This is a genomic window from Mesorhizobium subarcticum (assembly GCF_055456085.1).
This window is the reverse complement of record NZ_CM144237.1, coordinates 1,944,873-1,970,507: the sequence shown is the minus strand read 5'-3', so window position 1 is coordinate 1,970,507 and position 25,635 is coordinate 1,944,873. Positions and strand designations below refer to the sequence as shown.

The following is a 25,635-nucleotide window of genomic DNA, read 5'->3' as shown; positions in this document are numbered from 1 at the left end:
GGATACAGGCGGTCCGCGATCAGGTTCGCGTGATTTCAAACGCAAACGGCGGACCACGAGGATCCGCCGTCAAAGTCCCGATCTGTCCCAGACCTACCAGAGATCGTAGCGCAGCCCGAGCTTGACCTGATGATTGCTGATCCCCTTTTTGACGGGAAAAGAGGTCAGGCTTTCGGCCGTCACATATTCGGCGTCCGGGGCGGAGAAATACTGATAGCCCAGGTCGACGGAGACATTCTTCGTCACCTGATAAGCCAAGCCAGCGTTCAGAGTATAGGCGAGGGAGTATTGTGTCGCATTCTCCTGCACGCTGAAACTGTTGGCCGGGACATTGTTGTCCGTGTAAGTCGCCGAAAGCTTCCGCGAACTGCGGACAAAACCGATGCCGGCGCCAACATAAGGCGTGATTCCGACGTAGGTGCCGAGATCGACATAACCATTGAGTATCCCCGAGAACGCAAAATTCTTCAGCGATCCCGATCCCTGGGTCGATAATGTCGGCAGTGCGACGACCGCCGAATCGTCGTAGCCGAAGCTGGCCTTGTTACCCGGCAGATAGCCGAAGTTGAGATCGGCGCGTAGGTAATCGTTGAAATGATATCCGAAGCCGACGCTTCCAAAATATGCGTCTTCGCTTTGATCAAAGCTTTCGTTGTTGAGCGTTGACGGAAAGGTAAAATCCCCATTCTTGAAGCTCTTCTGCACGAGATAGGAGACGTCGCCACGCAGATACCAGCCCGAGCCGACCTCGACGGGCACATAGTCAGGCGCCTGGTCGACAACGACTGGCGGATCATAGTCGGCTGCAAATGCCGATGTCAGCGGCAAGAGCCCTACTCCGGCAAGCGCCAGCGCAATACGCGATGTGAGTGTCATGATACCCGACTCCCGAATTTGGCGATGCTTGCAATCACGGCAGCAACCATCGTCTCAGGGAGCATTGTTAACCATAGTGGTTAAGTCGCGGTTAAGGCTAACAGAGCGTTAGCGAATTGATTTCGCAAATGCATATCGCCCAAGTAACCTCCGTTTCGAGATTACATCCCACGCGTTTCACTGATGACAGCTCAAACGAAAACCGCCCGGCTGAACCGGGCGGCTTGGGATTTCTCAGATAGTGACAGATCTTACTTGGTGTAGATCGGCTCAGGCTCAGGCTGATAGGCCACCGGTACACTGCACCCGTTGTTGCCGCCGAACTGATAGCGCAGGCCACCGCGCACTTCATGGGTGTTGATGCCGCGGTCGAAGCCAGGACCCGAGCTGCTCGCATCCCATTCGAACATGCGGCCGCCCTGGATATGGGAGAAGCGGTAGCCCGCATCGAGGATAACCTTGTCGGTCAAGCAGTAGGAAGCACCGGCCATGACTGCATAAGCAAAGCGCCAGTTGGATGCTCCGGGATTGGTCTCGGTGGTGTTCGGGTCGTAGACCCTATCCCACTTGACGCGCGCGCCACCGATGCCGGCGCCGACATAAGGCGTGATGCCGTGCCAGGTGCCGATGTCGACGTAGGCATTGGCGAGCAGCAACAGGGCGCTCATCTTCGACACTTCGGTCGAGGTCGTGAGGAGATCCGAAGTACCGCCATTGAAGTTCGACTTGAACCAATAGTCGGCGGTCACATCCGCACGCAGATGATCGTTGATCTTGTAGCCGACGCCGGCTCCAAGCGAGAAGCCGCCCTTGAGCTTGCCGAAATCAAAACTCCTGTCACCAGGCGTGATAATGGTGGTGATGGGATCGACGGTGTAAGTCGTGTAGTCGATGCCGCGCACAGTCGACTTGTGGTAGTCGAGGTCGCCACGGATATACCAGCCGCCGACCTCGGCCGGCTGCTCGTAGACGGCCTGCGGCGGCGCTTCTTCGACCTGCGGCTCCGGCAGGTCGGCTGCGAACACTGGTCCGGCCGAGCCCGCAAACAGCAGCGCGAGCAGTGTCTTTCTTGCTGTATTGAACATGCTTGTCACCCCTAGGAACCCTCGGAACGGCGATCGTGTCCGAATGAGATTGGCTTTCAAGCGTGGATAATGAATTGGAAAAGTTAAAAGGCGTTTAACCCTGTCGATTAACCACGAATCTCTAAAATATAAGGGATTCGGAGATGGTTCGACGGCCGGACGCCGGTTCTGCGCCCAGCAAAAAGCCCGCCGAACGGGCGGGCTTAGATGCAAGAGCGGCGGCGCCTTGGCTGACCCGTGGAGATTACGCGGCGCTGCGGGTTTCCGAGATGACCTCGACAATATCGTTGACGACCGCCTCGACCAGTTGCGGGTCGTCGCCTTCGGCCATGACACGGATCAGCGGCTCGGTCCCGGATGGCCGGATGACCAGCCGCCCGGCCTTGCCGAGACGGTGACGTGCCTCCTCGATGGCGGCCTTGACCGGCGCTTCCTCGAGCGGCTTGCCGCCGGCAATGCGGACATTCTTCAAAAGCTGCGGCACCGGTTCGAACTTCTTCGACAGTTCGCTGACCGGGCGGCCCTGGCGCTTGATGCAGGCCAACACTTGCAGCGCCGAGACGAGACCGTCGCCGGTGGTCGAGAAATCCGACAGTACGATGTGGCCCGACTGCTCGCCGCCGACATTGAGCCCATGCGCGCGCATATGCTCCACGACATAGCGGTCGCCGACCTTGGTGCGGTGCAATTGCAGCTTCATGTCACCGAGGAAGCGTTCGAGGCCGAGATTGGACATGACCGTCGAAACCACGCCGCCGCCGGCAAGCCGTCCGCTCTGGTGCCAGGACTCGGCGATCAGCGCCATGATCTGGTCGCCGTCGACGATGGCACCGTTTTCGTCGACGATGACGACTCGGTCGGCATCGCCATCAAGCGCGATGCCGATGTCGGCGCGCACCTCGTGCACCTTCTTCTGCAGGCCGGCCGGATGGGTCGAGCCGCATTCCTTGTTGATGTTGAGACCGTTGGGCTCGACATTGATGGCGATGACCTCGGCGCCCAGCTCCCAAAGGGCGGCCGGCGCCACCTTGTAGGCGGCGCCATTGGCGCAATCGACGACGATCCTGAGACCCGAAAGCGACATTGAGCGCGGCAGCGTGCGCTTGGCGAATTCGATGTAGCGGTCATGCACGCCGTCGACGCGCTTGGCGCGGCCAAGCCCGTCGGAATCGGCGAGCGCCAGTTCGATATCCTTGTCGAGCATGCTCTCGATGCGCTCTTCAATCTCGTCGGAGAGCTTGTAGCCGTCAGGTCCGAACAGCTTGATGCCATTGTCGTAATAGGGATTGTGCGAAGCCGAGATCATGACACCGATATCGGCGCGCAGCGATCGCACCAGCATGGCAACCGCCGGCGTCGGGATCGGGCCAAGCAGGAACACATCCATGCCGGCGGCGCAAAGCCCGGCCACCATCGCATTCTCGATCATATAGCCGGAAAGCCTGGTATCCTTGCCGAGAACGACACGATGGCGGTGGCTGCCGCGCTGGAACGAAAGACCGGCGGCCATGCCGACGCGCATGGCGATTTCGGCGGTCATCGGAAACTTGTTGGCGCGCCCGCGAATACCGTCCGTGCCGAAGTAATTTCCTGCCATGCTAGTCAGAGTCCTCAAGGGTTCCGTCCGGCGCACGTCATGCCACAATTAGCCGGCGCGCCATGATCACATTGTGTGATTATATGTTACCAATCCTTAGAAAATCATTGTTGTGCACTGCACACAGCAAGGCCGCAGCATAACATGACGACATTGTGGCGGTGAATATACCAGTTTTGCGAGCTATTCGGCGCAGCTGCACGTGGCAAAACTTGGTTTTGACCCGGTAAGGGGCAATGATTTCATCACCTTATCGGGAGAAACCGGCTTCCGGCGATATATACCTCACTTAGCATCTGGCGCAACCGACCGTTGAGCGTTATTGATTTGGCGGGACGTATAATGGGCTGCAGCAACGGAGAAACGCTATGCTCATCCACCGACTTGCCACACTGACCGGTCTAGCCGTAGCGACGTTTTTCCTGGCTGCGCCAGCCAACGCGTTGACGATGGCCGAATGCAGCACGAAGTATAACGCCGCCAAGGATGCGGGGACACTTGCCGGGGCGACCTGGAACCAGTTCCGCAAGGCGCAGTGCGGCACCGACGCCGCCGCCACGGACACCACCAAGCCGGCCGCAACCAAGGCTGCCGAGACCAAGCCGGCCAAGACGACCAAGGCCGCCGCCGCGGCTGACAGCACGGCCAAGGGCCTGACGTCCAAGGAATGCAGTGCCAAGTATCAGGCGGCGAAGGCAGCCGGCACGCTGAACGGCCAGAAGTGGAACGACTTCCGCAAGGCAGAATGCGGTGCAGGCGCATCCGCTGCCGCCAACACCACCAAGCCGGCGACCACCAAGGCGGCTGCGGCTCCCGCCGCCGGTGGCAAGGGCCTGTCCATGGCCGAATGCAGCACCAAGTATCAGGCCGCCAAAACAGCCAATACGCTGAAGGGCCAGAAGTGGAACGACTTCCGCAAGGCCGAATGCGGCGCCGCTGCTTCGGATGACGACAGCGTACCGGCTCCGAGCGAAGCCAACTACACCAAGGAGCCGCCGAAGCCGACGACGGTTGCCCCCAAGGGCGTCACCTTCCCGTCCGCGATCACGGCCAAATATGCCAGCGAGACCCCCGGAAAGGGCCGCATGCACACCTGCCTCGACCAGTATTATGTCCTCAAGGACGCCAACGCGCTCGGCGGCCTGAAGTGGATCCAGAAGGGCGGCGGCTACTACAGCCTGTGCAACGCCAAGCTGAAGGGCTGATCGCACCACGCACTTATATAAATCAATGGCCCGCGACGCTTCGGCTTCGCGGGCTTTTTGTTGCGTTGAAAGGCTCGAAGGTCCTGCTTCCGCTACCGCGAAAGCCTTGAACCGATAGCGTGGTCGCCCCACGCCCGGCAGCCGGGTGCGGGAGGTATTCTGGGTGAGGCAGAAGATTCTGGTTGAACATAAAGAGAACAAAAAGTATACAAAAGATGTTCAATCTGTACTCGATATGGAGGGTTTGATGTCTGGCTTGAAATTGACGGCGCTGGCTGCGACGACTTTTATTGCCTGGGGTGCCATCCCGGGAAACGCAATGACGATGAAGGAATGCGGCGAGACCTATCGGACCGCCAAGGAAAGCGGTGCCCTGAACGGCATGGACTGGAACGCTTTCCGCAAGGATAAATGCGCAGCGTCCGCTACGGGAAGTGCCGAGGCGAACACGGCGAAAGCGACACAACAGCCGAAGAAGGAAGCCAGCGCGGCGACCGCACCCACCGTAGCGCCGGCTGGCGTGACGTTCCCGACTACGCTCGCGGCCGAATTTCAGGCCGAAAAACCCGCCAAGGCGCGAATGAAGACCTGCCTCCAAGGCTACCATAGCAACAAGGATGCCGGAACTTTGAGCGGCCTAAAGTGGATCCAGAAGGGTGGCGGCTATTACAGCCTGTGCAATGCCAAGCTGAAGACCTGATCGGCAGCAATAGCTCAACAAAGAAAGGCCCACGAGCCGCAAGGTTCGCGGGCTTTTTCTTTGCCGAGCGATCTACACGCGTTTGCGCTGCCCCTCACCTGCCTGCCGGCATCCTCTCCCCCGTATAGTGACGGGGAGAGAGGAGCGCTCTCATGTATAGTTTCGCCAATCACTGGCGCCGCACAAAAGCGCCGACGTTGCGCCAAGCTACTTTTCTCTCCGTCACCATACGGGGAAAAATGCCCGGCAGGGCAATGAGGGGCGGCGCCGACTTCAACAATTGGCCGACCTTGGTCCCGGCGAACCACGGCGGTGCCTCCACAAACGAGAACGCCGCGGAGAAGGCCGCGGCGTTTTCTTAAACTCAACAACGTTCTGCTCAGCTCGACGGCTGCGGCTCCATGCCGCCTTCGGGCTCGGGGCCCTTCTTGCGGCGGCCGCCGGACTTCGGCACGGCCGAGCCGCGGCTCGGCGGCGTATCGTCGCCGAGGTCGCGCGAGGGCTTGTTGCCCGCGATCAGCTGCTTGATCTCTTCGCCCGACAGCGTCTCGTATTCGAGCAGGCCTTGCGCCAGCGTGATCCATTCCTTCTTCTTCTTGGTCAGGATGGATTTGGCCGAGACATAGGCCTCATCGATCAGGCGGCGCACTTCGGCGTCGATGATCTGCGCGGTCTCTTCCGAGATGTTCTGCGTGCGCGCCACCGAATGGCCGAGGAACACCTCTTCCTGGTTGTCGCCATAAGCGACATGGCCGAGCTTGTCGGAGAAGCCCCAGCGCGTGACCATGGCGCGCGCCAGCTTGGTCGCCTGCTCGATGTCTGAGGAGGCGCCCGAGGTGATGTTCTCCTTGCCGAACTTGAACTCCTCGGCGACACGGCCGCCCATCATGATGGCGAGGCGCGAAATCATGTATTTGTAGCTCATCGAGTAGCGGTCGCCTTCCGGCAACTGCATGACCATGCCGAGCGCGCGACCACGCGGAATGATGGTGGCCTTGTGCAGCGGATCGGCCGACGGCACGTTGAGCGCAAGGATGGCGTGGCCGGCTTCGTGATAGGCGGTCAGCTCCTTCTCGGCCTGGGTCATGGCCGACGAGCGACGCTCTGCGCCCATCATGATCTTGTCCTTGGCGTCCTCGAACTCTGCCATGGTGACGAGGCGCTTGTTGCGTCTAGCTGCCATCAGCGCCGATTCGTTGACCAGGTTCATCAGGTCGGCGCCGGAGAAGCCCGGCGTGCCGCGCGCGACGACCTTGAGGTCGACATTAGGCGCCAGCGGCACGTTGCGCACATGCACCTTGAGGATCTTTTCGCGGCCGACGATGTCGGGGTTAGGCACGACCACCTGGCGGTCGAAACGGCCCGGACGCAACAGCGCGGGATCGAGCACGTCGGGGCGGTTGGTGGCGGCGATAAGGATGATGCTTTCGTTGGATTCGAAGCCGTCCATCTCGACCAGCAGCTGGTTCAGCGTCTGCTCGCGCTCGTCATTACCGCCGCCGAGGCCGGCGCCGCGATGACGGCCGACAGCGTCGATTTCGTCGATGAAGATGATGCAGGGCGCATTCTTCTTGGCCTGGTCGAACATGTCACGCACGCGGCTTGCGCCGACGCCGACGAACATCTCGACGAAGTCCGAACCCGAAATGGTGAAGAACGGCACATTGGCTTCGCCGGCAACCGAGCGGGCGAGCAAAGTCTTGCCGGTGCCGGGAGGTCCGACCAGCAGCACGCCGCGGGGAATCTTGCCGCCGAGGCGCTGGAACTTCTGCGGATCGCGCAGGAACTCGACGATTTCTTCAAGGTCTTCCTTGGCCTCGTCAACGCCGGCAACGTCCTGGAAAGTGATGCGGCCATGCGCTTCCGTCAGAAGCTTGGCCTTCGACTTGCCAAAACCCATGGCGCGTCCGGAGCCGGACTGCATCTGCCGCATGAAGAATATCCAGACGCCGAGGATGAGGATCATCGGCAGCCAGGAGATCAGATAGCCGAACAGCGAGTTGGAGCCGTCAGTTTCAGGCCGCGCATTGATGGTGACGTTCTTGTCCTGCAGCCGCGAGACCAGCGAGGGATCGCCGGGCGAATAGGTCTGGAAGCCGGTGGAATTGTCGCTGTAGGTGCCGGTGATGCGGGCGCCAGCAATGGTCACCGTCTTGACCCGGCCGGCCGCGACATCCTGCAGGAACTGCGAATAAGGCACATCGCTTGAGGCCCCACGCGTCTGCGGCGTCTGGAACAGATTGAAAAGAGCGATGAGCAGGACCGCTATGATCGCCCAGAGCGCGAGGTTGCGATAGTTCGGATTCATCAATTGTCCCGTTGGCGTCCGCGGACGGACAGCATCATGAGAGGAAACTTGGGCCTAACATAGGGAGAGCGCCTCCCCTTGCCAAGCATAACAGCACGTCTGGGTTAAGCTTTCGACCAACCATCAACCGGCACTATGGCCGCGCCATGGCGGGAGAGGCAGCGGCGACGCGCCGATCAGCCTGGCGACGGCCCGCGCCGGCGCCAGATCAAAGGACGGCAGGAAGCGGGCAAAAGGCGACACAAGCGGCCGCGAAGCGAACCCTGGCGACCCCGGCTCGCCCTGCGGCAATCCAGGGTTTTCAAGGGCTTGCCGCAATGCTGGCTCCGCAGCCAACGCGGCGCGCATCAGGCTTGGCGGGGTTTCTCCCGCACCAATCGGCAGCCACTTTGCCGCTGTCGCGCCCAACGGCGAGATCAACAATGGGTCTGACCTGTCGTTCAATGTGATGCGGCGGCGGCCATCCCACACGGCATTGTCGGTGACTGCGGCAGCCGGCGGCAAACCCCGCGCCTCGCGGCGCAGGAAGAGGCCGGCGCGCCGGAAATCGATCACGCTCCGCGACAATGTGGCGCAAAGAAAGCCGTCCTTCAGCCGGCCGAATAGTGCCTCGCTGCGGGCATGATCCGGCAGCAAGGCAACGCCTCCGGCGGTGGCCAGCAAAATACGCAACGCATAGACGGCCGCGCGGGCGTCGTCGCTCGAGAGCAGGCGCGGATCGAGACGGATGAGGCCGATGGCTGGCTGGCTGGCAAAGCAATCAATCAGATCGGCGGCACCGGCGCCAAGTCGCCTGCGCTCCACGGCGGCCTGGCCGGCGAGCAGCAGCGCGTCGTCCATCTGCTCGGCACTTTCGCCGGCAAGCGCGGCGCGCACGCGCGGCCGCTCGAAGGCCTCGTCGATATTGGTCGGATCGTCGGCCCAGCCGACCTGTTCACGCCGCAAGAAATCGCGAAGTGCCGGACGCCGCGTGCCAAGAAGCGGGCGAACGATCCACTCGCGCCAGTCATAGAGGGTGGCCGGCGCCATGCCGGCAAGCCCCCGGCCTGCCATTTCTGAAGACTCCCGGCCATCATCCCGCGCCTGCCGCATCAGCACCGTCTCGGCCTGGTCGTCGGCGGTATGACCGGTCACGATCAGGCCGATGTCTTCGGCACGTGCCGCCTCTGCCAGCAGCCGGTAGCGTGCTTCTCGCGCCGCTGCTGGCAGACCCGTCGATGGCTTGCGCCCGGACCAGGCCAGGATGCGGTGGGCGATGCCGCGCTCCGCGCACAGCTTCGCCACCGCTTGCGCCTCGGCGGCCGAACTCGTCCGCAGGCCATGATCGACCGTCACCGCCAGCAGTTTGGCGAACGGCGCGGTTCGGTCGAGATGTTGTTTGAGAAGGAGAAGCAGGGCGGTCGAGTCGCTGCCGCCAGATACGGCCGCAACGGCGCCGTTGGTAAAATCGATATGCGAAAAAAGGCTCTTCGTGCTGAAAAGAATATTGGTCGAAGGATCCGGCTCGGTGTCGAGCATCAACAGGCAGCCAGGGCCTTCTCCTGCTTGACGCGCTCCTTGAGTGCGTTGGAGACGTCGGGATAACGCTTGCTGACTTCGCTGAAGGTGGCGCAGGCGACGTCGTGCTGCTTGAGGCCAACCAGCGACACGCCGAGCTTCAAGAGCATGTCGGGAGCCTTCTTGGCCTTGGGGTAGTCCTTGCTGGCGGCGAGGAAGACCTCAGCCGCATCGCGGTACTTCTGCTGGCCAAGCAGGGACTCACCCAGCCAGTAATGCGCATCCGCCGTCTTCGCATCCTTGGGGAAGCGAGAAATGTGATCGCGAAAACCCTGTTCGGCGGTGCTGTAGTCGCCCGACAGGATGAACTGATAGGAATTGCGATAGAGCTCCTCCGGGTCTTTGGTGGAGGGCAGCGCCGCGACCACCGTGCCGTCGGACTTGCTGGCCTTGGCCGGTGCGCCGGTCGCCGGGGCAGTGTCTTGCGCCGGCGCGGCTGCCTGGGTGTTGCCGTCGGCATTGATCACATTGCCGTTCTTGTCGACGGTGATGGAGCCAAAGGTCTTTTCCGGCGCTCCCGTGCCGGGGATCACCTTGCCGGGGTCGCCATCGGGCGATTCGACAATGACGTCCTCGACGGTCTTGCCCCCAGAGGATGCAGCAGCGGTGCCATCGGCGGGCGCGGCACCGGCATCGGCCGGTGCCTGGGTTGCCGGGGCCGAAGCCATGTTGGTGTCGGTGTCGGTGGTTGCGTCGGACTTCTTCTTCGGTGCCGCCGGTGCCTGTCCGCCCTGCGAGCCGCCTTCCAGTTGCTGGAAGCGGAACTCGTTGTCTTCCTGCTGCTTGCGGATCTGCTCCTGCATCTGCAGGACCTGGAAATTGAGTTCCTCAATCTTGCCGTTCATCTGCCGCAGTTGGTCTTCCAGGCTGGTGACGGCAGCAGGATCTGACTGCACCATCTGAACCTGATCGGGCTTCTTCTTTTCACCGAAAAGCTTGGGCAGTTCGATGCTGGGCAGATGGAGAGAAAAGCCGCTGTCGGTTGATTGCCCTGTGCCGCTTGCTCCCAGGCCGCTGGCCGGGGCGGTGACGCCTGATAGGAGCAGCAGCGCAAGTGTGCCGCTCAGAACCGATCTCAAATGCATGTGCCTCTCGCCGTGTGTCGTTGGTCTGTTGCGCGCCTTCCAACCAGAGTGGGACCAGCCAAGCGCCCTCGGCTCATAGCAGGGCGCGAGACTTCGGCCAAATTTTGTTTCCGGCATCCGGATATGAAAAAGGCGGCCCGGAGGCCGCCTTTCGCAAAGCTGTGTTGTATTTTTGTCGCTCGATGGCGGCGCGTTCTTGCGACGCGCCGCTCGGCTATATCCTGTTTAGGAACCGGCACCGCTGAGCGTGGTGACCGCGCGGCGGTTCTGCGACCAGCAGGAGATGTCGTCGCAGACCGCGACCGGACGCTCCTTGCCGTAGGAAATGGTCTTCAGGCGGCTTGCCGAAACGCCCTTGGAGACCAGGAAGTCGCGGGTAGCGGCAGCGCGGCGGGCGCCGAGCGCCAGATTGTATTCACGCGTGCCGCGCTCGTCGGCATGACCTTCGACGACGATGGCATACTGCTTGTACTGGTTCAGCCACTGCGCCTGGCGAGCAAGCGTCGTCTGAGCGTCGGCACGGATCGAGGTCGAGTCCGTATCAAAGAAGATACGGTCGCCGATGTTGACGGTGAAGTCCTGCGCCGAGCCAGGCGTTGCAGCACCCGCGCCATTGAGGCCAAGGTCGGCGGCGTTGTTCGGCGTCTTCTTCGAGGCGCAACCGGTGATGGCCAGCATCGCCACCAGCGCGATCATGACCGGGTTTCTGGTAAGTGCTGCGATACGGCCCATGCCGCCTCTCCTTCGTATTTCGAGTGATCGTATTCGAGTGATTTCGTTGATCACCCAGTAACCACGTTTGGGTTAACCCGCATTCAAGAAACACGGTTAATATTAGGTTTAGGCTGGTTTAGGTTGCCCGTCCGCAACCTCTTGATCCGAGGCCACAGTTGGCGCGGACCCTAGGCGGAAATGCGGCCAAAACGCGACCAATGCATGGAAAAGGGGCCGAAACGGCCCCTTTTCAGTATGTGTGGCAATTCAGCCGAACCTATTCCAGCAACGGCGACCAGGCAGGGTCGGAGGCGAAGTTCGCCGTTGGGATCGGCTGCTCGTTGCGGCCAGTAAGGTCGACCGACACAAGCTTGGGTCCGCCAGCCGAATCGCGGAAGAACATCAGCACGCGGCCATTCGGCGCCCAGGTCGGCCCTTCCTGCTGGAAGCCGGACGACAGGATGCGCTCGCCCGAGCCGTCGGTCTTCATGACGCCAATCTGGAATTCGCCGCCGGTCTGTTTGGTGAAAGCGATGAGATCGCCGCGCGGCGACCACACCGGCGTCGAATAGACGCCGTCGCCGAAGGAGATGCGGGTCTGGCCCGAACCATCGGCGCCCATCACATAGATCTGTGCCCGGCCGCCGCGGTCGGAGGTGAACACCACCTTGCTGCCGTCGGGCGAATAGGACGGCGAGGTGTCGATGGCGGTCGAATTGGTCAGCCGGGTCGTCGAACGGCTGCGCAGATCCATGGCGAAGATGTTGGAATTGCCGTCGTCGCGCAGCAGGCTCATAATCACCTTCTGGCCGTCGGGCGAGAAGCGCGGCGCAAAGGTCATGCCGGGGAAATTGCCGACCAGTTCGCGCTGCCCGGTCTCGATCTGCAGGAGATAGACCCGCGGCTGGCCGCTTTCATACGACATGTAAGTGATTTCCTGCCGGTTAGGCGAGAAACGCGGCGTCAGCACGATCGACTTGCCGTCCGAGAGATAGCGGACATTGGCGCCATCCTGATCCATGATGGCGAGCCGCTTCTTGCGCGCATTCTTGGCACCGGACTCGTCGATGAACACGACACGCGTGTCGAAGTAGCCCTTCTCTCCGGTGATCTTCTCATAGATCGCATCGGCGATGATGTGCGCGACGCGGCGTTGATTGGCGTCGTTGGCGAAAAACTGCTCTCCGGCCAACTGCGTGTTGCCAAAAATATCCCACAACCGGTACTGGGCGCGGATGCGGCCATCCGCTTCCTTGCTGACGCTTCCGGTCACCAGTGCCTGCGCGTTGATGACCTTCCAGTCTTCATAGCGTGGGGGCGCGTCCGGGTTCGTGATCTTTTCGACAAAGGCGGCCTTGTCGATCGGCGCGAACAGTCCTGACCGTTTCAGATCGGCTGTGACGATTGCCGATATCTGCGCTCCGAGCTCTCCCTGAAAGTCGGGGATGGCTATCGGCATCGGCTCGACATTGCCTTTGTTGACGTTGAGCTCGAGGGTTGCCCGAGCAGGCAAGGTGGCGACAGAAATTATGCCCATCGCCATCGCGGCGACCATCAGGAGCGGCTTGAGGATGGATTTCATGTCTTCTCGCTTCTCTTGCTGATTTTTGGGTGCTCAGGCTAAAGGCCAAGCATCGCTCTTGGATCGAAGTTGACGCGGACGTCAGACCATATGTCCTGCTTCCCCGCGGGAACCTGCAATCCGGCAACGTCACATTTCTGCACGGCGCGAACCGCGCTGGCGTCGAATTGAGGGTTTCCGCTGGACTTTTCGACAGTCGGGCGGCCTTCCAGCTTGCCCGATGCGTCCAGGTTGAAGCGGATGACCACAGTGAAATCCTCGGACCCTTCGAGGCCGACCGGAAGGGTCCAGCAATGACCGAGCTGATCTTCCAGCGCCCCTTGCTCCGACTTCGACAGCTTCTGGCCCTGGTCTTTGTCACCACCCAGCGAGGCCTGCTGCGTCGAACGCTTGGCGCCACCGCCGGACGGCTTCTGCTTGTCGAGCAGGGCGGAAATCTCATTGGCGTTGAACTGCTTGTCGTCCGACTTCGGCTTCGAGGAGGCGTCCTTGACCGGCTTGTCGGCATCCTTGCGGTCCGGCGCCTTGGCGCTTTCGGCCTGTGCCGGCTGCGGCTTTGGCCGCGCTTCGGGTGCTGGCGCCGAACTCGGCAGCTGCGTCTCTTCGGTCGGCGGGTCCTTGGCTATCGCCTCGGCGACGGCATCTGGCTTTACCTCGGGCGTCGGATCGATAGCGGCGGTCTTGTCCTGCGGCGGCGGGGTCGGCGCCGGCTTGGCAGGTGTCGGCTTGGGCTCGGTCTGCTTGACCGGCTCAGGCTTGACCTCTTCCTTGGGCGTCGGCACTGGCGCCACTTCCGTCGCCGGAATGGGCTTCGGCTTCTCCTGCGGCTTCGGCACGTCCTCGGGCTTCGGCTTTTCGATTGGAGTCGGCGCGGGCGGCGGAGCCGACGTGGTGTCGACCGGCTTCGGCTTGGCTTCCGGGGTTATCGGCTTGTCGGTGTCGACGCTGTTTTCGCCGACCTTTTGCGCGACCGGCACGATATCGGGCCGCTGCGTCGGCAATGGCGCCGGCTTTTCATGCATCACGGCCTTCTTGTCGCCCTGCAGTGTCTGCGCGACGGCTTCCATCGGCACGATCTCGACCGCCACCGACTCCACGTCGGCGGACGGCAACGCGGCCGGCGCCGACAGCGTGAACAGGCCGAAGGCCAGCACCGCCGTATGCAGGATCACCGATGTGGTGAGGCCGGTCTTCATCTCGCGTCTACTGATCCTGTTCCTGCAGTGAAACCAGACCGATATTCTTGTAACCAGCGGCCGAAATGCGGGCCATGACCTTCATCGCGGTGCCATAATCGGTGGACTTGTCGCCGCGGATGAAGATGCGCTCTTCATAACCGGTCTTCGAAATCGCCTGCAGCTTGGCCACCAGTTCCTCGATCGGGATCTCGGTTTCCTGCAGAAAGATCTTGCCGGAGGCATCGATCGAGACGGTGATCGGCTGCGTGTCGGCATTCATCGCCTTGGCCTGCGTGTCCGGCAGGTCGATCGGCACGCCGACCGTCAACATGGGTGCGGCGACCATGAAGATGATCAGCAGCACCAGCATCACGTCGACCATCGGCGTGACGTTGATTTCCGACATCAAAGCGTGGTGACGGCCGCGCCGCCGGTGGCCGCGCCCGCCGCGTCCTGCCATGCCTACGGACATACCCATCTCGTTACTCCTCAGGCCTTCGGCGCGACTTTTTCATCGATTTGGCGCGAGAGTATGGCGGAGAACTCGTCGGAGAACCCTTCCATGCGTACCGCGATCTTGCTCGCATCCGATGACAGCTTGTTATAGGCGATGACCGCGGGAATAGCGGCAAGCAGGCCGATGGCCGTCGCCAGCAGCGCTTCCGCGATGCCGGGCGCAACCACCGCAAGGCTGGTGTTCTTGGAACCGGCGATGGCCTGGAACGAAGTCATGATGCCGATGACCGTGCCAAACAGGCCGATGAAGGGTGCGGCCGAGCCCGTGGTGGCGAGGAAGCCGAGACGCCCCTCAAGCTTCTCCATCTCGCGGGTCAGCGCCAGGTCCATGGCCTTGTCGATGCGGGTCTGCAGGCCGAGCGGCGTCTTGGCGCCCTTCTCGAAACTCTTCTTCCACTCACGCATGGCAGCGACGAAAATGGCGCCCATGCCTGAGGTCTTGCGGTCGGCGAGCGTGCGGTAGAGCTCCTCCAGCGACTGACCCGACCAGAAGACCTGCTCGAAGCGGTTGAGCGCCAGCCGCATGCGGCCATAGGAGACGAGCTTGTCGACGATGATCGCCCAGGTCCAGACCGAGGCGCAGAGCAAGCCGATCATGACCAGCTTGACCACCCAGCTGGCCGAAAGGAACAGCGACCAAACCGACAATTGCGCGCCCGGATCGGCGAGTGCGATATTTTCCATCGTTACGTCCTTAAGATTTTCCGGGCAAAGCTGGCGGCTGGCCCATGGCATCCCTTGTGGTCGGTTCGCGCGAAGCTACCGGAACAACCCCAAACTGTGCCGTTAACGGCCTTTTCGGGGCAAATATTGGTGAAAGGAAGGCGCAGGATCGCGCCAATCTTCGCCAATCTCTTCATGAACCGTTATGGTTAAGGATGGGTTAGTAAATAAGGCGCGGCGCATTGCCGCGCCCAAAGGCGCGGCAGATATAACAACCGGCCGTCGCGTGCCGTCTAATCGGCAGCAGGGAAAACCCGAGGCATGAAGGCTGCGACCCACTCCTTGGGAAAGCGCCTCGGCCGGCCATTCTCGCCGATGATCGCCGCCTCGACCTTGGCTTCCACCAGCACCTCGTCGCCGCGCTTGAGCTGCTGGGCCATGAAAATGCGCGCGCCCGAAATGGTGTCGGTGCGGGTGTCCACGGTCAGGATATCGTCGATACGGGCAGGGCTGCGAAAATCGATCTCCATGCGGCGCACCACCCAGACGATCTTCTCGCCATGCTTGCCGTCGGCAAGTTCCGTGTGATGCACCCCGGTGAGCCTGAGATAGTCGGAGCGGCCGCGCTCGAGGAATTCGAGATAGCGCGCGTGGTAGACGACACCGGAGAAATCGGTGTCGGCATAGTAGACCCGCGCCATCAGCCGGTGGCCGAATTCGGTCAGCGCCCCGGAAATCCCGGCCAGCAATGTCGCCGATTCACTATGATCGTCCATTGCGCTTCCTTTTTCAGTCGAGGCAAGGCACCAGTTCCGCGCGTGACACGGCATCGGATGGCACTGTTGACGGCGATGATCAAGAGTTTGATGGCGGCGCTGCTTGTGCTGGTGGCCTTGACGCTGCCTGGCCAGGCGGCGACTTTCGCCATGAAACGCGGCCTCAATCTCGACCAGTGGGTCACCTGGCCCGGCGAAGACCAGTGGGGCGACGCCAAGGCGATCCTGCCCTATCCGGAATGGCGCAAATCCCTCAAGGAGGACGATCTCAGGGCGCTGAAGGAAGCGGGCTTCGATTTCCTGCGCATGCCGGTCGATCCCTCGCCTTTCCTGTCGGACCAGAGCACGGCCCTGCGCGACGACCTCTACGCCAGCGTTCTGGACTCGGTGCGTATGATCAACCGCGCCGGCCTCAAGGTGATCGTCGACATGCATCTGGTCCCGGCCGGCGGCAGCCGCAAGATCGGCATGGCTGAGGTGATGGACGACCCGCAGACCTTCGACCGCTATGTCGACATGGTGCGCAAGATGGGCCGTACCCTGGCCGGCGAGGATCCCCAAAAGGTCGCCTTCGAATTGATGAACGAACCGATCGTCGACTGCGACAGCGACGGCACCAGCCTGTGGCCGGACCGCCAGCAGAAATTGTTCGCGGCGGCACGATCCTCGGCGACAAAACTGACCCTAGTGTTGACCGGCGCCTGCTATTCCGCCGCTTTGGCGCTACAGAAGATCGATCCCAAGGCAATTCCCGACGACAACGTCATCTGGACCTTCCATTCCTATGATCCATTCCTGCTCACCCATCAGGGCGCGACCTGGGCCGGCGACTTCATCCCCTATGTGACCGGCCTGCCCTATCCGCTGACTGCGGTGCCTAAGGCGCAGCTCGACGTGACGCTCGACACCATCCGTGCCCGGATCAAGGCCGAGGCGCCATGGACACGACAGAGCGGCCTGCTTGCCTATCTCGATGAACAGGTTGCCAGCATGGACAACCCCGACAAACTGCTCGGCCTGATGGATGCGCCGTTCAGGAAGGTCGACGTCTGGGCGAAGGCCAATGGCATCAAGCCGGAAAACATCACGCTGGGCGAGTTCGGCATGATCCGCCAGGAATACGGCAATGCCTATGTGATGCCGGCTGAATACCGGGCCGCCTATGTCAGGGACATGATCGCGCGCGCCGAATCGCATGGTTTTTCGTGGTCGGTGTGGAGCTATGGCGGCGCCTTCGGCATCGTCGACGCCTTCAACGGCGACAAGGCCGAGCCGGGTGTGATGGACGTGATCCGATCACTGCCCTGAGGCGATTTGGCCCGAGGCGATTTGGGCTTAACCGAGGTCGATCTGCAGGATCTCCGGACGCATGCCGAAACGCACGGGCGCAATGCTGAAGCCGAGCCCGCCCGAGACGATCAGATTGCGATCGTTCTCGACGACATGGCCATAAGCATAGCGATTGCCGAAACGCGACGGGACAACAGGTGAATAGCCGAACAGCCGCACCTGCCCGCCATGGGTATGACCGGACAAGGTTAGCGACACCCGCCACGGCACGGTGGCAAAAATGTCGGGCTCATGGGCGAGCAGGATGATAGGCGCGGTGTCGCTGACCTTGGCCAGCGTACCGTCGAGATCGTCCAGCCCCGTCAATCCGGGTCGTTCCTTGGTCGGCAGCAGCGCCTGCTGGTCGGCCAGCCCGGCAATCCACACGCCGTGCCCATCCTTCTCCAGGCGCATGACATCGTTTTCCAGCACCGGGATGCCGACCGCCTCCAAAGCCTTGCGCGCTATGGTTGGGCCAGCTCCGGCCCGCTGCGCGAAGCCGTCATGCCACCAGTCATGGTTGCCGAGGATCGAATGCACGCCGAGCGGCGCCTTGAGGCCCGACAGTGCCGATGCCCACTGCGATGGCGTCACCGGCCCCGTCACCATGGGCATGCCGGAGATAAAATCGCCAAGCAGGACGATCACGTCCGGCTGCAGCGCATTCGCATCCCCGACAAGCGAGGCGATCCGTTCCGGCGTCATCCACGGCCGGCAGGCATGGATATCCGCAAGGGCCACGACGCGCAGCTTCAGGCCGTCGGGCCAATGCGGCGGCGTCAGCGCATAGCGCTTCACATGCGTCAGCAGCATTGGCTCGATGCCGACCGCATAGGCACCGAGCGCTGCAACCGACAGGACCGACCCGCCGACGAAGCGCAGGAAACCGCGTCTGGTTATCATTCTATGGCTCCGGCACGTGGATCGCGGCGGCATGCCGCGAGACAGCGCCGATAAAATCCACGATTGCGCCGGCAAATCGACAAAGACGAGCAGATTCTGCGCAAGACGTTCCACGGATGCTTGATCACTGATCTGGACCCTCCGCCTGATCGCTTGGCGGCTACTCTTCCTGGAACAGGTTGATCTGTTGCTGCGCCAGGTCCTTCGGCGCGTCGAGGCCGAGATGCCGCCAGGCATTGGCTGTCAGCATGCGCCCGCGCGGCGTGCGCTGGATGAAGCCCTGCTGGATGAGATAGGGCTCGATGATGTCTTCTATGGCGTCGCGCGGCTCGGACAGGCCCGCCGCGATCGTCTCGATGCCGACCGGTCCACCGCCGAAATTGCGGGCGATCATGCCGAGATAGCGTCGGTCGAGTGCGTCGAGGCCGAGCGCGTCGACCTCGAGCCGGGTCAGCGCCTCATCGGCGATCCGGCGATCGACATGGCCGTCGCCGGCGACCGAGGCGAAATCGCGCACACGGCGCAACAGCCGTCCGGCAATGCGCGGCGTGCCGCGCGCGCGCCGTGCGATCTCGAGCGCGCCGTCATCGCCGAGCGGCATTTGCAGGATGCGGGCGCCGCGCCGCACGATCTGCTCGAGTTCCTCGACCGTGTAGAAGTTGAGCCGCACCGGAATGCCGAAACGGTCACGCAGCGGATTGGTGAGCAAGCCGAGACGTGTCGTGGCGGCGACGAGAGTGAACTTGGCAAGGTCGATCTTGACCGAGCGCGCCGCCGGTCCCTCGCCGATGATCAGGTCGAGCTGGAAATCCTCCATCGCCGGATAGAGGATTTCCTCCACCGCCGGGCTCAGCCGGTGGATCTCGTCGATGAACAGCACGTCGCCTTCTTCAAGATTGGTGAGTAGGGCGGCGAGATCGCCCGCCTTGACGATGACCGGGCCTGAGGTCGAGCGGAAATTGACGCCGAGCTCACGCGCCATGATCTGCGCCAGCGTCGTCTTGCCCAGCCCAGGCGGGCCAACGAACAGCACATGGTCGAGCGCCTCGTTGCGACCCTTGGCGGCCTCGATGAAGACTTTGAGATTGGCCCGCACCGCCGCCTGGCCGACGAAATCGGCAAGCGTCTGCGGCCGCAAGGTCTGCTCGGCATCCTCACCGCGTTTTTCCGGAGCGATCAGGCGGGGCGGCAGGCTCATGCCGCCTTACTCGCATATGGCCCCAAACTGGACAAGCGAGCGCTCACCGCGCCAGTTCCTTCAGCCCGAAGCGGATCAGCTTCGGCGCGTCCGCGCCTTCGCCCGCGGTCTTCAGCGCGGCAGCCACAGCGTTGGCGGCTGTGTCGCGGGAATAGCCGAGATTGACCAGGGCCGAGACGGCATCGGTGATCGGCGCTGGCGCCACGCCTTCGCCGAGCTCCTGCTTCAGGCCGATGGTGCCCGAGGCTGAACCCGCATAGGCTGGCGCCTTGTTCTTCAATTCGGTGACGATGCGCTCGGCCACCTTTTTGCCGACACCGGGCGCGCGCGAAACCATGGCGATGTCGCGCAGCGCAATCGCATTGGCGAGGTCCGCAGGCGCCAGCGTCGACAGGATGGCCAGCGCCACCTTGGCGCCGACGCCCGGCACATTGTTCATCAAAAGCCGGAACCACTCGCGCTCGAGCTGCGATTGGAAGCCGTAGAGCCGCAGCATGTCCTCTCGCACATAGGTCTCGATGAACAGCACCACCGCCTCGCCGGGCGAAGGCAGTGCGGCCAGCGTGCGCGCAGAGCAATAGGCGACATAGCCGACGCCATGAATATCGACGAGGCAATGATCTTCGTCGATCTCGTCGAGCGTACCTTTGAGCTTGCCGATCATCGAACGCAGCCCTCGTCAGGGGTGAGTTTCTGGAGTAATGAGCTCGACATCTGGAAAGTACTTTCTGAAGCCTGCGGGATCGCGAGTAAGAATGGGATAGCCTCGGACAGCGGCGTGAGCACCTATCAGGAAGTCGGGCATCACCTTCTCGCGAGGTCCGCCCAGCCGCCGATAGACCGAGAACGCTCTCGAAGCCGCAAAGGCCGCTTCAAACGGGAGGCCTTCACGCCGGAACTCGTCTTCAGGCAAGGCATCATCGACTTCATCAATTGCCTCATAGCGCATCGAAAATTCCGCGTAGATAATCTGATTGATGACCAGGCTGCCTCGCTTAAGGGCAGTCACCATTTTCGACTGCGACCACTTAGACCAGACGGGATCGCGAACGGCGATGTCGATAAGCACATTGGTGTCGACAAGTGTCGCCAAGATCAGCGATCCCGCGTCAAAGCCATGACGTCGTCAGCGTTCATAGTCTGATCGCCGCTGCCCTTAAGCCGATCGAGCGCAGCGAGAAAGCGATCGAGTCTTTCCCGATCCGCCAGCCGCCCCCTGTCATGCTTGGGCGTGATCGTGATCTTTCCTCCTTCAATGCCGAAGATGACTTCACTGTTGGCGCTAATCCCGAATGTCTCCCGCAAATCCCGCGGGATTGTCACTTGGCCTTTGCTTGTCACACGCATGAAATCTACCTTTCTTACAAGTAAGGAATATTCCAACCGAGTGAACAAGTCAAGAACATCGCTAGCCGGCAAGCGCCATGCGATAGGCGACGCTCTGCCGGTGATGCGCGTGGCAAATGGCGATGGCCAGTGCGTCGGCGGCATGTTCGGTGTCGAAAGTGGCCTTTGGCAGCAGCACCTTCACCATCATGTGGATCTGCTTCTTGTCACCATGGCCGACGCCGATGACCGCCTTCTTCACCGCATTGGGCGCATATTCGGCAACGACGAGGCCGGCCCGCGCCGGCACCAGCATGGCGATGCCGCGCGCCTGGCCGAGCTTCAGGGTCGCCACCGCATCCTTGTTGACGAAGGTCTGCTCGACGGCCGCCTCGTGCGGCATGGCTTGATGCAGAATTTCGGCGAGCCCGTCATGCAATTGACACAGCCGGGTTGCCAGCGCCGCCTTGTCATCGGAGCGCACGGTGCCCGATGCGACGAAACGCAAGGAATTGCCAAGGCTCTCGACAATGCCCCATCCGGTGCGCCTGAGCCCCGGATCAATCCCGATGATACGAATCGCTTCCCCATCGGCCCACTCTACCTCCTGGTCGGACAGCGATGCCAGCGAAATGTGAACAAACCGGAAACAACAACACAATCAGCAGGGAATATGTTGAGAGCGCCTAGTTCCGGGCGAAAGCCGTGTTGAGCAGGCTGATCTGGTCCGAAACCGGATTGGGGCGGCGGGCCATGGGCTGCATGTCAACCACGGCGCCGGCGCCGTAGATCTCGTCATCCATGCGGCGCACCAGCGCCTGCAGGCGAAGCGAGCGGTTGACGAGGTCGAGGAAATCCTTGGGCAGTTCGGCCCAGCCGGTGGCTTCATCATGGGCGGAAGCGGTGTCGAGACGCACCTTGGACTTTTCCGAGGCCACCTGGTCGCGGGTCATCTCGCCGGAATTGGCCGCGCGCTGCAAAAGCAGCCAGGAGGCGACCTGCATCAGCCTGGTGGTCAGCCGCATCGATTCGGCCGCATAGAGCGTCGCCGCCAGCCGAGACAGTTTCTTGGCCTCGGCGCGGCCCTTGCCGTCGAGATATTCGGCGGCCTGTTCAACCAGGCCCATGCCTTCCTGGTAGAGCGGTTTGAAGGAGTGCGAAAAAACCCGACGCTCCGCCAGCTTCACGGTTTTCGCACTGCCCTTCGAAGGCTCGTTCATTGAATACGCCCCTGCACTTGCAACCGGCCGATTCGGCTCACTGCCGATACACCCGGAACCCTATATGACTGAAGCTTGAAAATGCGCTTCGCGGGGGGTGAAGGCAAGCACATGTTTAACAGAAGGTTAACGGCCATTCGCGGTCTGGGCTGTCGCCGGAATCCGTACAAAAAAAGAGCCGCGGATAAGGCGGCTCTCAGGAGTTTAACAGGGAGGCGTCAAACAAAGTGGCTCCAACCACTCGGTAAGAATCCAGATCACTGGATGAACATAGTAAACACCTGTAAAGCTTAATGAAGCCTTAACGGCACCGGTGTTTTTGACCGAATGCCGCATTTCTGTGCCGTAACAGCACAGCCCCAAGAGCCTCTCTGCCTCCGGCTCAGGCCTTTTTCCACACGACAGGCAGGGCGATAAAGGCAAACAGCAGCATGCCCGCATAGAAGCCGATCGAGGAGATTCCCAGCAGCGGCTCTATCCCGGGGTTGCCGGCGAGCAGAATGTAAAGGCCGATCATGAGCCCGATGCCGCTGATCGCTGTCAGCCAGAAATGAACCTTGGCGAGCACCTTTTGCCCGACGGCCGGAAACAGATGGTAGAAGAAGGCGAAGACCGCCGACATCAGCCATCCCGCCACCATCGTGTGGGCGTGAGTCGGCATCTGGCCATGGTCTTCGCTGATCGCCATGTGGATACCCAATGCCATGCCGCACAGCGCATAGATAATGGCCAGCGTGAAGAAATTCCGTGCTACGCCTTGCATGTCAGTCCCCCGAATTGCCTTTTCCCGCTTGGGGAATGGGTTGATCGTCAGGCGAATCTTGTCGCCACCGGGCTCCCGGCTTCGGCGCACTAGCATCGGCATTGTTTCCGGACGATGTCGCGCCGACCCCTCCCGACGGCTCTCACAATAGCAGAAAGCCGCGCGGCGCATTTGCCGTCTCTTCGGCTTCGTTCTTTGGCCGGACGCTGAAACAGAGCCGGCTTTTCGCGGCATCGTTCCGAAACAGGCGCGGCGCTAAACGCTTGGCCACCGAAGCGGCGGGCACGGGAGTGCGCGCGCTCCAACATCGGGCACCGGGGAGACAACCATGGACTGGTATTCCATCGTCAAATTGCTGCACGTTCTCTCGGCGACCCTATGGGTCGGCGGCGGCTTCACGCTGATCGTGCTGGCGACGCTGGCCGATCGAGCCGGAAACATCCCGGGAACGCTGCAGGCGATGCGTGCCGCCGGCGAATTGGGCAACAAGTTCTTCGCGCCAATGTCGATGCTGACACTGGCCTTCGGATTGATCATGTGCTGGTTCTGGGTCGGCTTCTCGCAATTGTGGATCCTGATTGGCCTTGCCGGCTACGCCATGACCTTCTGCATCGGCATGTTCGTGTTCAAGCCGACCGCCGACCGCATGGCCGCGATGGTCGCCAGGGATGGCGTGACCCCTGCAGCACTTGCCTACGGCCAGCGCATCTTGCGGGCGGCACGCTTCGATTATGCGGTGATGCTGGTCATCATCACTGACATGGTGCTGAAACCGACCCTGCACGACTTCGCCGTCCTGGCCGGCATGGTGCTGGTTCTTGCCGGGGGTGTCGCGCTGGCGCTTGGCCGGCCGCGGCGCATGGTGCCCAGCGCCGCCTGAAATCCGCACCTGCATCTAAAGTAGGCCGGCCATACCGTCCCAGAGCAGCTTCAGCGCCACCACCGCGACCGTGGCGTAGGTGAAGGGATAAAAAATCTCCGGCCGCATCCGCCGCACCAGCCAGGCACCGGCGATGGTTGACAGCGGCGCCAGCGGCATCAGCACCGCCGACGCCGTCAGATTGGCGGTGTCGAACTGGCCAAGCGCGAAATAGGGCACCAGCTTCAGCGCATTGGTGGCGGCAAAGAAGATCGCGGCTGTGCCCGACAGGACTTTAGGGTCGAGCCGGATCGGCAAGGCATAGACTTGGAAAGGCGGGCCACCGACATGCGCGACGAAGCTGGTGAAGCCGGCCACCGTGCCCCAGATCGCGGCGGCCACGCGGTTGGGTCCGGCCGCATGGTCGGAGCCATGGCGAAACTGCAAATAGAGCCAGCGCAGCACGAAGATGATGGCCACCGCGCCGACGATCAGCCGCACGGCCTCCTCGGTGACCAGTGCGGCCGTCAGCCAGCCAAGGCCGATGCCAATGACAGCGCCCGGCATCATGTCGACCAGCATCTTTCTGTCGTAGACACCCCGCCAAGTCCACACCGAGACGATGTCCATCAGGCACAGGATCGGCAGCAGGATGGCGGCCGCCTGCACTGGCGGGATGGTCAGCGCCATCAGCGGCACGCCGACGAAACCGACAGCGCCGCCGAAGCCGCCCTTGGACAGGCCGACCAGAATGACCGCCGGGATGGCGGCCGCGTAGAACCACGGATCGAGAAGCGGGCCTGACATGGGAGGGACTGGTCTGGAGGGAAAGCGCGTGAATGCTTGATAACCCAGAATAACGTCTTGGGCGACTGGAAATCCGGCCAGCGCCTGCCCTATCGCCGCGCCGAGACCAGCAGGAACATCGGCCGCTCGAGTTCTTCCGCCAACTCGGGCTTGGCGGCGATCTGGGCGTCCGTCGGGCGGAATTCCTCGACATGCTCGATCGTGAAGCCGGACTGGATCAGCGTGTTGAGCGTGGTACCGAGGGTGCGGTGATGTTTCACCACGCCCTTGGCCAGCCAGTTGGTCTTGCGCGGGCCTTCCACCAGATATTGGTCGACGGGCCATGTCTTGCGGCCTTCGGCATCGATCACCCAACCGGGCCGGGTCGGAGCCATATAGATCGGATGTTCCGTCGAGAAGACGAAATGCCCGCCCGATGAAAGCGCCTGATGCACCGTCCTGAACAGCCGCGCAACGTCCTCGACATAGTGCAGGGCAAGCGAGCTGTAGGCCAGATCAAAGCCGCCTTGCGGCAGGCTAAGCTGGTCGAGGTTGGCCACCTCATAGGTGATGCCGGTATCCGGACCGGCGGCTCGTGCGCGGGCAAGCATCTTTTCCGACAGGTCCAGCCCAAGCACCTGGCTCGCCCCGTGCTCATGCGCCCAGCGGCAGAACCAGCCGAAGCCACAGCCGAGATCAACAACCCTTGAACCCCCGACTTCAGGCAGCATCGCGCGCAGCGCCGGCCATTCGGCAGCACCGTCCAGGCCTTCGATTGACCGGCCAAGCCGGCTGTAGCCCGCGAAGAAATCCGGCTGGTCGTAGATATTCTGCGCCATATCTTGCTCGTGCCTCAGCCAGTCATCTGGCAGACTGAAAGCGCCTTTCCACCATGGCCATGCGGAGTCAAGATGACGAGGTCGATGGCAACCCAAGCGGCGGCGGCCGCCGCCGGATCGGCTGCGCCTTGATGATGGCGGTGCTGGTCTCAGCCTTGTCGGCGATGCGGTCGAGAATGCCGTCGAGGTCGCTGATCGAGCGCACGAACAGCCGCGCGACGAAACAGTCGTCGCCCGTCACCTTGTCGCATTCGCCAAACTCGGCAATCTCCTCGATCAGCTTCTGCACGATGTGCAGCTTGCCCGGCAAAGGCTTGATGCGCACGATCGCCTGCAGCGTATAGCCGAGCGCCAGCGGATCGATCTCGACCGTGAACGCCCGGATGACGCCGCGCTCCTCGAGCCGCCTAAGCCGCTCCGAAACGCTTGGAGACGACAGCCCGACCTGGGCAGCCAGATCCTTCAGCGAGGTCCGTGCATCCCTAACCAGGATTTCGAGGAGACTTCGGTCGAGATCGTCAAGCATTTCAGATTTCTCTCTGATTCGGCATGAATGCCTAATATAATTAG

At 62.0% G+C, this 25,635-nt stretch carries 28 protein-coding genes; 5 read left to right on the top strand and 23 right to left on the bottom strand.

The annotated features are described in order from the left end of the window. Positions 1 to 93 precede the first annotated feature (93 nt). From ACZYHG_RS09580 to glmM, 3 genes are all read right to left on the bottom strand, one after another. Positions 94 to 876, bottom strand: coding sequence for an outer membrane protein (locus ACZYHG_RS09580; RefSeq protein WP_464613581.1), 783 nt, complete (start codon positions 874 to 876; stop codon positions 94 to 96). Between the two features lie 251 nt (positions 877 to 1,127). Further along, the gene (locus tag ACZYHG_RS09575) at positions 1,128 to 1,961 is read right to left on the bottom strand and encodes an outer membrane protein (RefSeq protein ID WP_464613580.1); all 834 of its coding nucleotides are present in this window, start codon (positions 1,959 to 1,961) and stop codon (positions 1,128 to 1,130) included. A 244-nt stretch (positions 1,962 to 2,205) separates the two neighbouring features. Then, positions 2,206 to 3,558, bottom strand: a complete 1,353-nt coding sequence (glmM, locus tag ACZYHG_RS09570) for a phosphoglucosamine mutase (RefSeq protein WP_464613579.1) — start codon at positions 3,556 to 3,558, stop codon at positions 2,206 to 2,208. 368 nt (positions 3,559 to 3,926) lie between these two features. Here glmM and ACZYHG_RS09565 point away from each other — a divergent pair, with 368 nt between their 5' ends. The 3 genes from ACZYHG_RS09565 (at position 3,927) to ACZYHG_RS09555 (ending at position 5,825) form a co-directional block, all read left to right on the top strand. Beyond that, positions 3,927 to 4,763, top strand: a complete 837-nt coding sequence (locus ACZYHG_RS09565; protein ID WP_464613578.1) for a hypothetical protein — start codon at positions 3,927 to 3,929, stop codon at positions 4,761 to 4,763. Between the two features lie 247 nt (positions 4,764 to 5,010). After that, complete coding sequence (locus ACZYHG_RS09560; protein WP_464614652.1) at positions 5,011 to 5,463, top strand: hypothetical protein; 453 nt, start codon at positions 5,011 to 5,013, stop codon at positions 5,461 to 5,463. Between the two features lie 152 nt (positions 5,464 to 5,615). Continuing rightward, on the top strand, positions 5,616 to 5,825 hold the full coding sequence (locus ACZYHG_RS09555) for a hypothetical protein (RefSeq protein WP_464613577.1): 210 nt from the start codon (positions 5,616 to 5,618) through the stop codon (positions 5,823 to 5,825). Positions 5,826 to 5,842: 17 nt separating this feature from the next. Here the strand turns inward: ACZYHG_RS09555 and ftsH are convergent, their stop codons facing one another. From ftsH to ybgC, 9 genes are all read right to left on the bottom strand, one after another. Beyond that, on the bottom strand, positions 5,843 to 7,771 hold the full coding sequence (gene ftsH / locus ACZYHG_RS09550; RefSeq protein ID WP_027031605.1) for an ATP-dependent zinc metalloprotease FtsH: 1,929 nt from the start codon (positions 7,769 to 7,771) through the stop codon (positions 5,843 to 5,845). Positions 7,772 to 7,894: 123 nt separating this feature from the next. Next, the gene (tilS, locus tag ACZYHG_RS09545) at positions 7,895 to 9,289 is read right to left on the bottom strand and encodes a tRNA lysidine(34) synthetase TilS (protein WP_464613576.1); all 1,395 of its coding nucleotides are present in this window, start codon (positions 9,287 to 9,289) and stop codon (positions 7,895 to 7,897) included. Then, complete coding sequence (gene ybgF, locus ACZYHG_RS09540; RefSeq protein ID WP_464613575.1) at positions 9,289 to 10,413, bottom strand: tol-pal system protein YbgF; 1,125 nt, start codon at positions 10,411 to 10,413, stop codon at positions 9,289 to 9,291. The genes tilS and ybgF overlap by 1 nt, the downstream gene beginning before the upstream one ends. 225 nt (positions 10,414 to 10,638) lie before the next feature. Beyond that, positions 10,639 to 11,145 (bottom strand): peptidoglycan-associated lipoprotein Pal, encoded by a 507-nt coding sequence (pal, locus tag ACZYHG_RS09535; protein WP_464613574.1) that lies wholly within the window; start codon positions 11,143 to 11,145, stop codon positions 10,639 to 10,641. 259 nt (positions 11,146 to 11,404) lie between these two features. After that, positions 11,405 to 12,709 (bottom strand): Tol-Pal system beta propeller repeat protein TolB, encoded by a 1,305-nt coding sequence (tolB, locus tag ACZYHG_RS09530; protein WP_027031609.1) that lies wholly within the window; start codon positions 12,707 to 12,709, stop codon positions 11,405 to 11,407. Positions 12,710 to 12,747: 38 nt separating this feature from the next. Then, positions 12,748 to 13,905 (bottom strand): energy transducer TonB family protein, encoded by a 1,158-nt coding sequence (locus ACZYHG_RS09525; protein WP_464613573.1) that lies wholly within the window; start codon positions 13,903 to 13,905, stop codon positions 12,748 to 12,750. 7 nt (positions 13,906 to 13,912) lie between these two features. Beyond that, entirely contained in the window at positions 13,913 to 14,365 is a 453-nt protein-coding gene (gene tolR / locus ACZYHG_RS09520) for a protein TolR (protein ID WP_464613572.1), read from the bottom strand. An 11-nt stretch (positions 14,366 to 14,376) separates the two neighbouring features. Continuing rightward, entirely contained in the window at positions 14,377 to 15,087 is a 711-nt protein-coding gene (gene tolQ, locus ACZYHG_RS09515) for a protein TolQ (protein ID WP_027059218.1), read from the bottom strand. Between the two features lie 272 nt (positions 15,088 to 15,359). Beyond that, on the bottom strand, positions 15,360 to 15,842 hold the full coding sequence (gene ybgC, locus ACZYHG_RS09510) for a tol-pal system-associated acyl-CoA thioesterase (RefSeq protein ID WP_464613571.1): 483 nt from the start codon (positions 15,840 to 15,842) through the stop codon (positions 15,360 to 15,362). A 57-nt stretch (positions 15,843 to 15,899) separates the two neighbouring features. On the opposite strand from ybgC, the gene ACZYHG_RS09505 reads away from it, so the two are divergent. Continuing rightward, positions 15,900 to 17,150 (top strand): glycoside hydrolase family 5 protein, encoded by a 1,251-nt coding sequence (locus ACZYHG_RS09505; protein WP_464613570.1) that lies wholly within the window; start codon positions 15,900 to 15,902, stop codon positions 17,148 to 17,150. A 27-nt stretch (positions 17,151 to 17,177) separates the two neighbouring features. Here the strand turns inward: ACZYHG_RS09505 and ACZYHG_RS09500 are convergent, their stop codons facing one another. From ACZYHG_RS09500 to ACZYHG_RS09465, 8 genes are all read right to left on the bottom strand, one after another. After that, entirely contained in the window at positions 17,178 to 18,074 is an 897-nt protein-coding gene (locus ACZYHG_RS09500; protein WP_464613569.1) for a metallophosphoesterase, read from the bottom strand. A gap of 160 nt (positions 18,075 to 18,234) precedes the next feature. Next, positions 18,235 to 19,272 (bottom strand): Holliday junction branch migration DNA helicase RuvB, encoded by a 1,038-nt coding sequence (gene ruvB / locus ACZYHG_RS09495; RefSeq protein WP_464613568.1) that lies wholly within the window; start codon positions 19,270 to 19,272, stop codon positions 18,235 to 18,237. A 43-nt stretch (positions 19,273 to 19,315) separates the two neighbouring features. Further along, positions 19,316 to 19,936, bottom strand: coding sequence for a Holliday junction branch migration protein RuvA (gene ruvA, locus ACZYHG_RS09490; protein WP_464613567.1), 621 nt, complete (start codon positions 19,934 to 19,936; stop codon positions 19,316 to 19,318). Positions 19,937 to 19,951: 15 nt separating this feature from the next. Continuing rightward, a complete protein-coding gene (locus ACZYHG_RS09485) occupies positions 19,952 to 20,365 on the bottom strand; it encodes a type II toxin-antitoxin system VapC family toxin (RefSeq protein WP_464613566.1) in 414 nt (137 codons plus the stop codon). A gap of 2 nt (positions 20,366 to 20,367) precedes the next feature. After that, the gene (locus ACZYHG_RS09480) at positions 20,368 to 20,619 is read right to left on the bottom strand and encodes an AbrB/MazE/SpoVT family DNA-binding domain-containing protein (RefSeq protein ID WP_464613565.1); all 252 of its coding nucleotides are present in this window, start codon (positions 20,617 to 20,619) and stop codon (positions 20,368 to 20,370) included. Between the two features lie 61 nt (positions 20,620 to 20,680). After that, complete coding sequence (gene ruvC, locus ACZYHG_RS09475) at positions 20,681 to 21,217, bottom strand: crossover junction endodeoxyribonuclease RuvC (RefSeq protein WP_464614651.1); 537 nt, start codon at positions 21,215 to 21,217, stop codon at positions 20,681 to 20,683. Between the two features lie 67 nt (positions 21,218 to 21,284). Next, positions 21,285 to 21,818: a protease adaptor protein RcdA gene (gene rcdA, locus ACZYHG_RS09470; protein ID WP_464613564.1), complete on the bottom strand. Its 534-nt coding sequence runs from the start codon at positions 21,816 to 21,818 to the stop codon at positions 21,285 to 21,287. A gap of 382 nt (positions 21,819 to 22,200) precedes the next feature. Next, positions 22,201 to 22,581 (bottom strand): hypothetical protein, encoded by a 381-nt coding sequence (locus ACZYHG_RS09465; RefSeq protein ID WP_464613563.1) that lies wholly within the window; start codon positions 22,579 to 22,581, stop codon positions 22,201 to 22,203. A gap of 328 nt (positions 22,582 to 22,909) precedes the next feature. On the opposite strand from ACZYHG_RS09465, the gene ACZYHG_RS09460 reads away from it, so the two are divergent. After that, positions 22,910 to 23,461 (top strand): DUF2269 family protein, encoded by a 552-nt coding sequence (locus tag ACZYHG_RS09460; RefSeq protein WP_464613562.1) that lies wholly within the window; start codon positions 22,910 to 22,912, stop codon positions 23,459 to 23,461. A 15-nt stretch (positions 23,462 to 23,476) separates the two neighbouring features. On the opposite strand, the gene ACZYHG_RS09455 is transcribed toward ACZYHG_RS09460, so the two are convergent. The 3 genes from ACZYHG_RS09455 to ACZYHG_RS09445 form a co-directional block, all read right to left on the bottom strand. Then, positions 23,477 to 24,247 (bottom strand): sulfite exporter TauE/SafE family protein, encoded by a 771-nt coding sequence (locus ACZYHG_RS09455; protein WP_464613561.1) that lies wholly within the window; start codon positions 24,245 to 24,247, stop codon positions 23,477 to 23,479. Between the two features lie 89 nt (positions 24,248 to 24,336). Then, entirely contained in the window at positions 24,337 to 25,065 is a 729-nt protein-coding gene (locus ACZYHG_RS09450) for a class I SAM-dependent methyltransferase (protein WP_464613560.1), read from the bottom strand. A gap of 67 nt (positions 25,066 to 25,132) precedes the next feature. Next, positions 25,133 to 25,591, bottom strand: a complete 459-nt coding sequence (locus ACZYHG_RS09445; RefSeq protein ID WP_464613559.1) for an Lrp/AsnC family transcriptional regulator — start codon at positions 25,589 to 25,591, stop codon at positions 25,133 to 25,135. Positions 25,592 to 25,635: the final 44 nt, after the last annotated feature.

What these genes read in the sequence shown, in the direction of transcription:
- ACZYHG_RS09450 (WP_464613560.1), bottom strand. Translation starts at nt 25,065, where the DNA reads ATGGCGCAGAATATCTACGACCAGCCGGATTTCTTCGCGGGCTACAGC.
- ACZYHG_RS09565 (WP_464613578.1), top strand. Translation starts at nt 3,927, where the DNA reads ATGCTCATCCACCGACTTGCCACACTGACCGGTCTAGCCGTAGCGACG.
- tolR (WP_464613572.1), bottom strand. Translation starts at nt 14,365, where the DNA reads ATGGGTATGTCCGTAGGCATGGCAGGACGCGGCGGGCGCGGCCACCGG.
- ACZYHG_RS09560 (WP_464614652.1), top strand. Translation starts at nt 5,011, where the DNA reads ATGTCTGGCTTGAAATTGACGGCGCTGGCTGCGACGACTTTTATTGCC.
- glmM (WP_464613579.1), bottom strand. Translation starts at nt 3,558, where the DNA reads ATGGCAGGAAATTACTTCGGCACGGACGGTATTCGCGGGCGCGCCAAC.
- ACZYHG_RS09465 (WP_464613563.1), bottom strand. Translation starts at nt 22,581, where the DNA reads ATGCAAGGCGTAGCACGGAATTTCTTCACGCTGGCCATTATCTATGCG.
- ACZYHG_RS09505 (WP_464613570.1), top strand. Translation starts at nt 15,900, where the DNA reads ATGGCACTGTTGACGGCGATGATCAAGAGTTTGATGGCGGCGCTGCTT.
- rcdA (WP_464613564.1), bottom strand. Translation starts at nt 21,818, where the DNA reads ATGAACGAGCCTTCGAAGGGCAGTGCGAAAACCGTGAAGCTGGCGGAG.
- ACZYHG_RS09455 (WP_464613561.1), bottom strand. Translation starts at nt 24,247, where the DNA reads ATGTCAGGCCCGCTTCTCGATCCGTGGTTCTACGCGGCCGCCATCCCG.
- pal (WP_464613574.1), bottom strand. Translation starts at nt 11,145, where the DNA reads ATGGGCCGTATCGCAGCACTTACCAGAAACCCGGTCATGATCGCGCTG.
- ACZYHG_RS09460 (WP_464613562.1), top strand. Translation starts at nt 22,910, where the DNA reads ATGGACTGGTATTCCATCGTCAAATTGCTGCACGTTCTCTCGGCGACC.
- tolQ (WP_027059218.1), bottom strand. Translation starts at nt 15,087, where the DNA reads ATGGAAAATATCGCACTCGCCGATCCGGGCGCGCAATTGTCGGTTTGG.
- ybgF (WP_464613575.1), bottom strand. Translation starts at nt 10,413, where the DNA reads ATGCATTTGAGATCGGTTCTGAGCGGCACACTTGCGCTGCTGCTCCTA.
- ACZYHG_RS09555 (WP_464613577.1), top strand. Translation starts at nt 5,616, where the DNA reads ATGTATAGTTTCGCCAATCACTGGCGCCGCACAAAAGCGCCGACGTTG.
- ACZYHG_RS09580 (WP_464613581.1), bottom strand. Translation starts at nt 876, where the DNA reads ATGACACTCACATCGCGTATTGCGCTGGCGCTTGCCGGAGTAGGGCTC.
- ybgC (WP_464613571.1), bottom strand. Translation starts at nt 15,842, where the DNA reads ATGGACGATCATAGTGAATCGGCGACATTGCTGGCCGGGATTTCCGGG.
- ruvB (WP_464613568.1), bottom strand. Translation starts at nt 19,272, where the DNA reads ATGAGCCTGCCGCCCCGCCTGATCGCTCCGGAAAAACGCGGTGAGGAT.
- tilS (WP_464613576.1), bottom strand. Translation starts at nt 9,289, where the DNA reads ATGCTCGACACCGAGCCGGATCCTTCGACCAATATTCTTTTCAGCACG.
- ruvA (WP_464613567.1), bottom strand. Translation starts at nt 19,936, where the DNA reads ATGATCGGCAAGCTCAAAGGTACGCTCGACGAGATCGACGAAGATCAT.
- tolB (WP_027031609.1), bottom strand. Translation starts at nt 12,709, where the DNA reads ATGAAATCCATCCTCAAGCCGCTCCTGATGGTCGCCGCGATGGCGATG.
- ftsH (WP_027031605.1), bottom strand. Translation starts at nt 7,771, where the DNA reads ATGAATCCGAACTATCGCAACCTCGCGCTCTGGGCGATCATAGCGGTC.
- ACZYHG_RS09525 (WP_464613573.1), bottom strand. Translation starts at nt 13,905, where the DNA reads ATGAAGACCGGCCTCACCACATCGGTGATCCTGCATACGGCGGTGCTG.
- ACZYHG_RS09575 (WP_464613580.1), bottom strand. Translation starts at nt 1,961, where the DNA reads ATGTTCAATACAGCAAGAAAGACACTGCTCGCGCTGCTGTTTGCGGGC.
- ACZYHG_RS09480 (WP_464613565.1), bottom strand. Translation starts at nt 20,619, where the DNA reads ATGCGTGTGACAAGCAAAGGCCAAGTGACAATCCCGCGGGATTTGCGG.
- ACZYHG_RS09500 (WP_464613569.1), bottom strand. Translation starts at nt 18,074, where the DNA reads ATGATAACCAGACGCGGTTTCCTGCGCTTCGTCGGCGGGTCGGTCCTG.
- ACZYHG_RS09445 (WP_464613559.1), bottom strand. Translation starts at nt 25,591, where the DNA reads ATGCTTGACGATCTCGACCGAAGTCTCCTCGAAATCCTGGTTAGGGAT.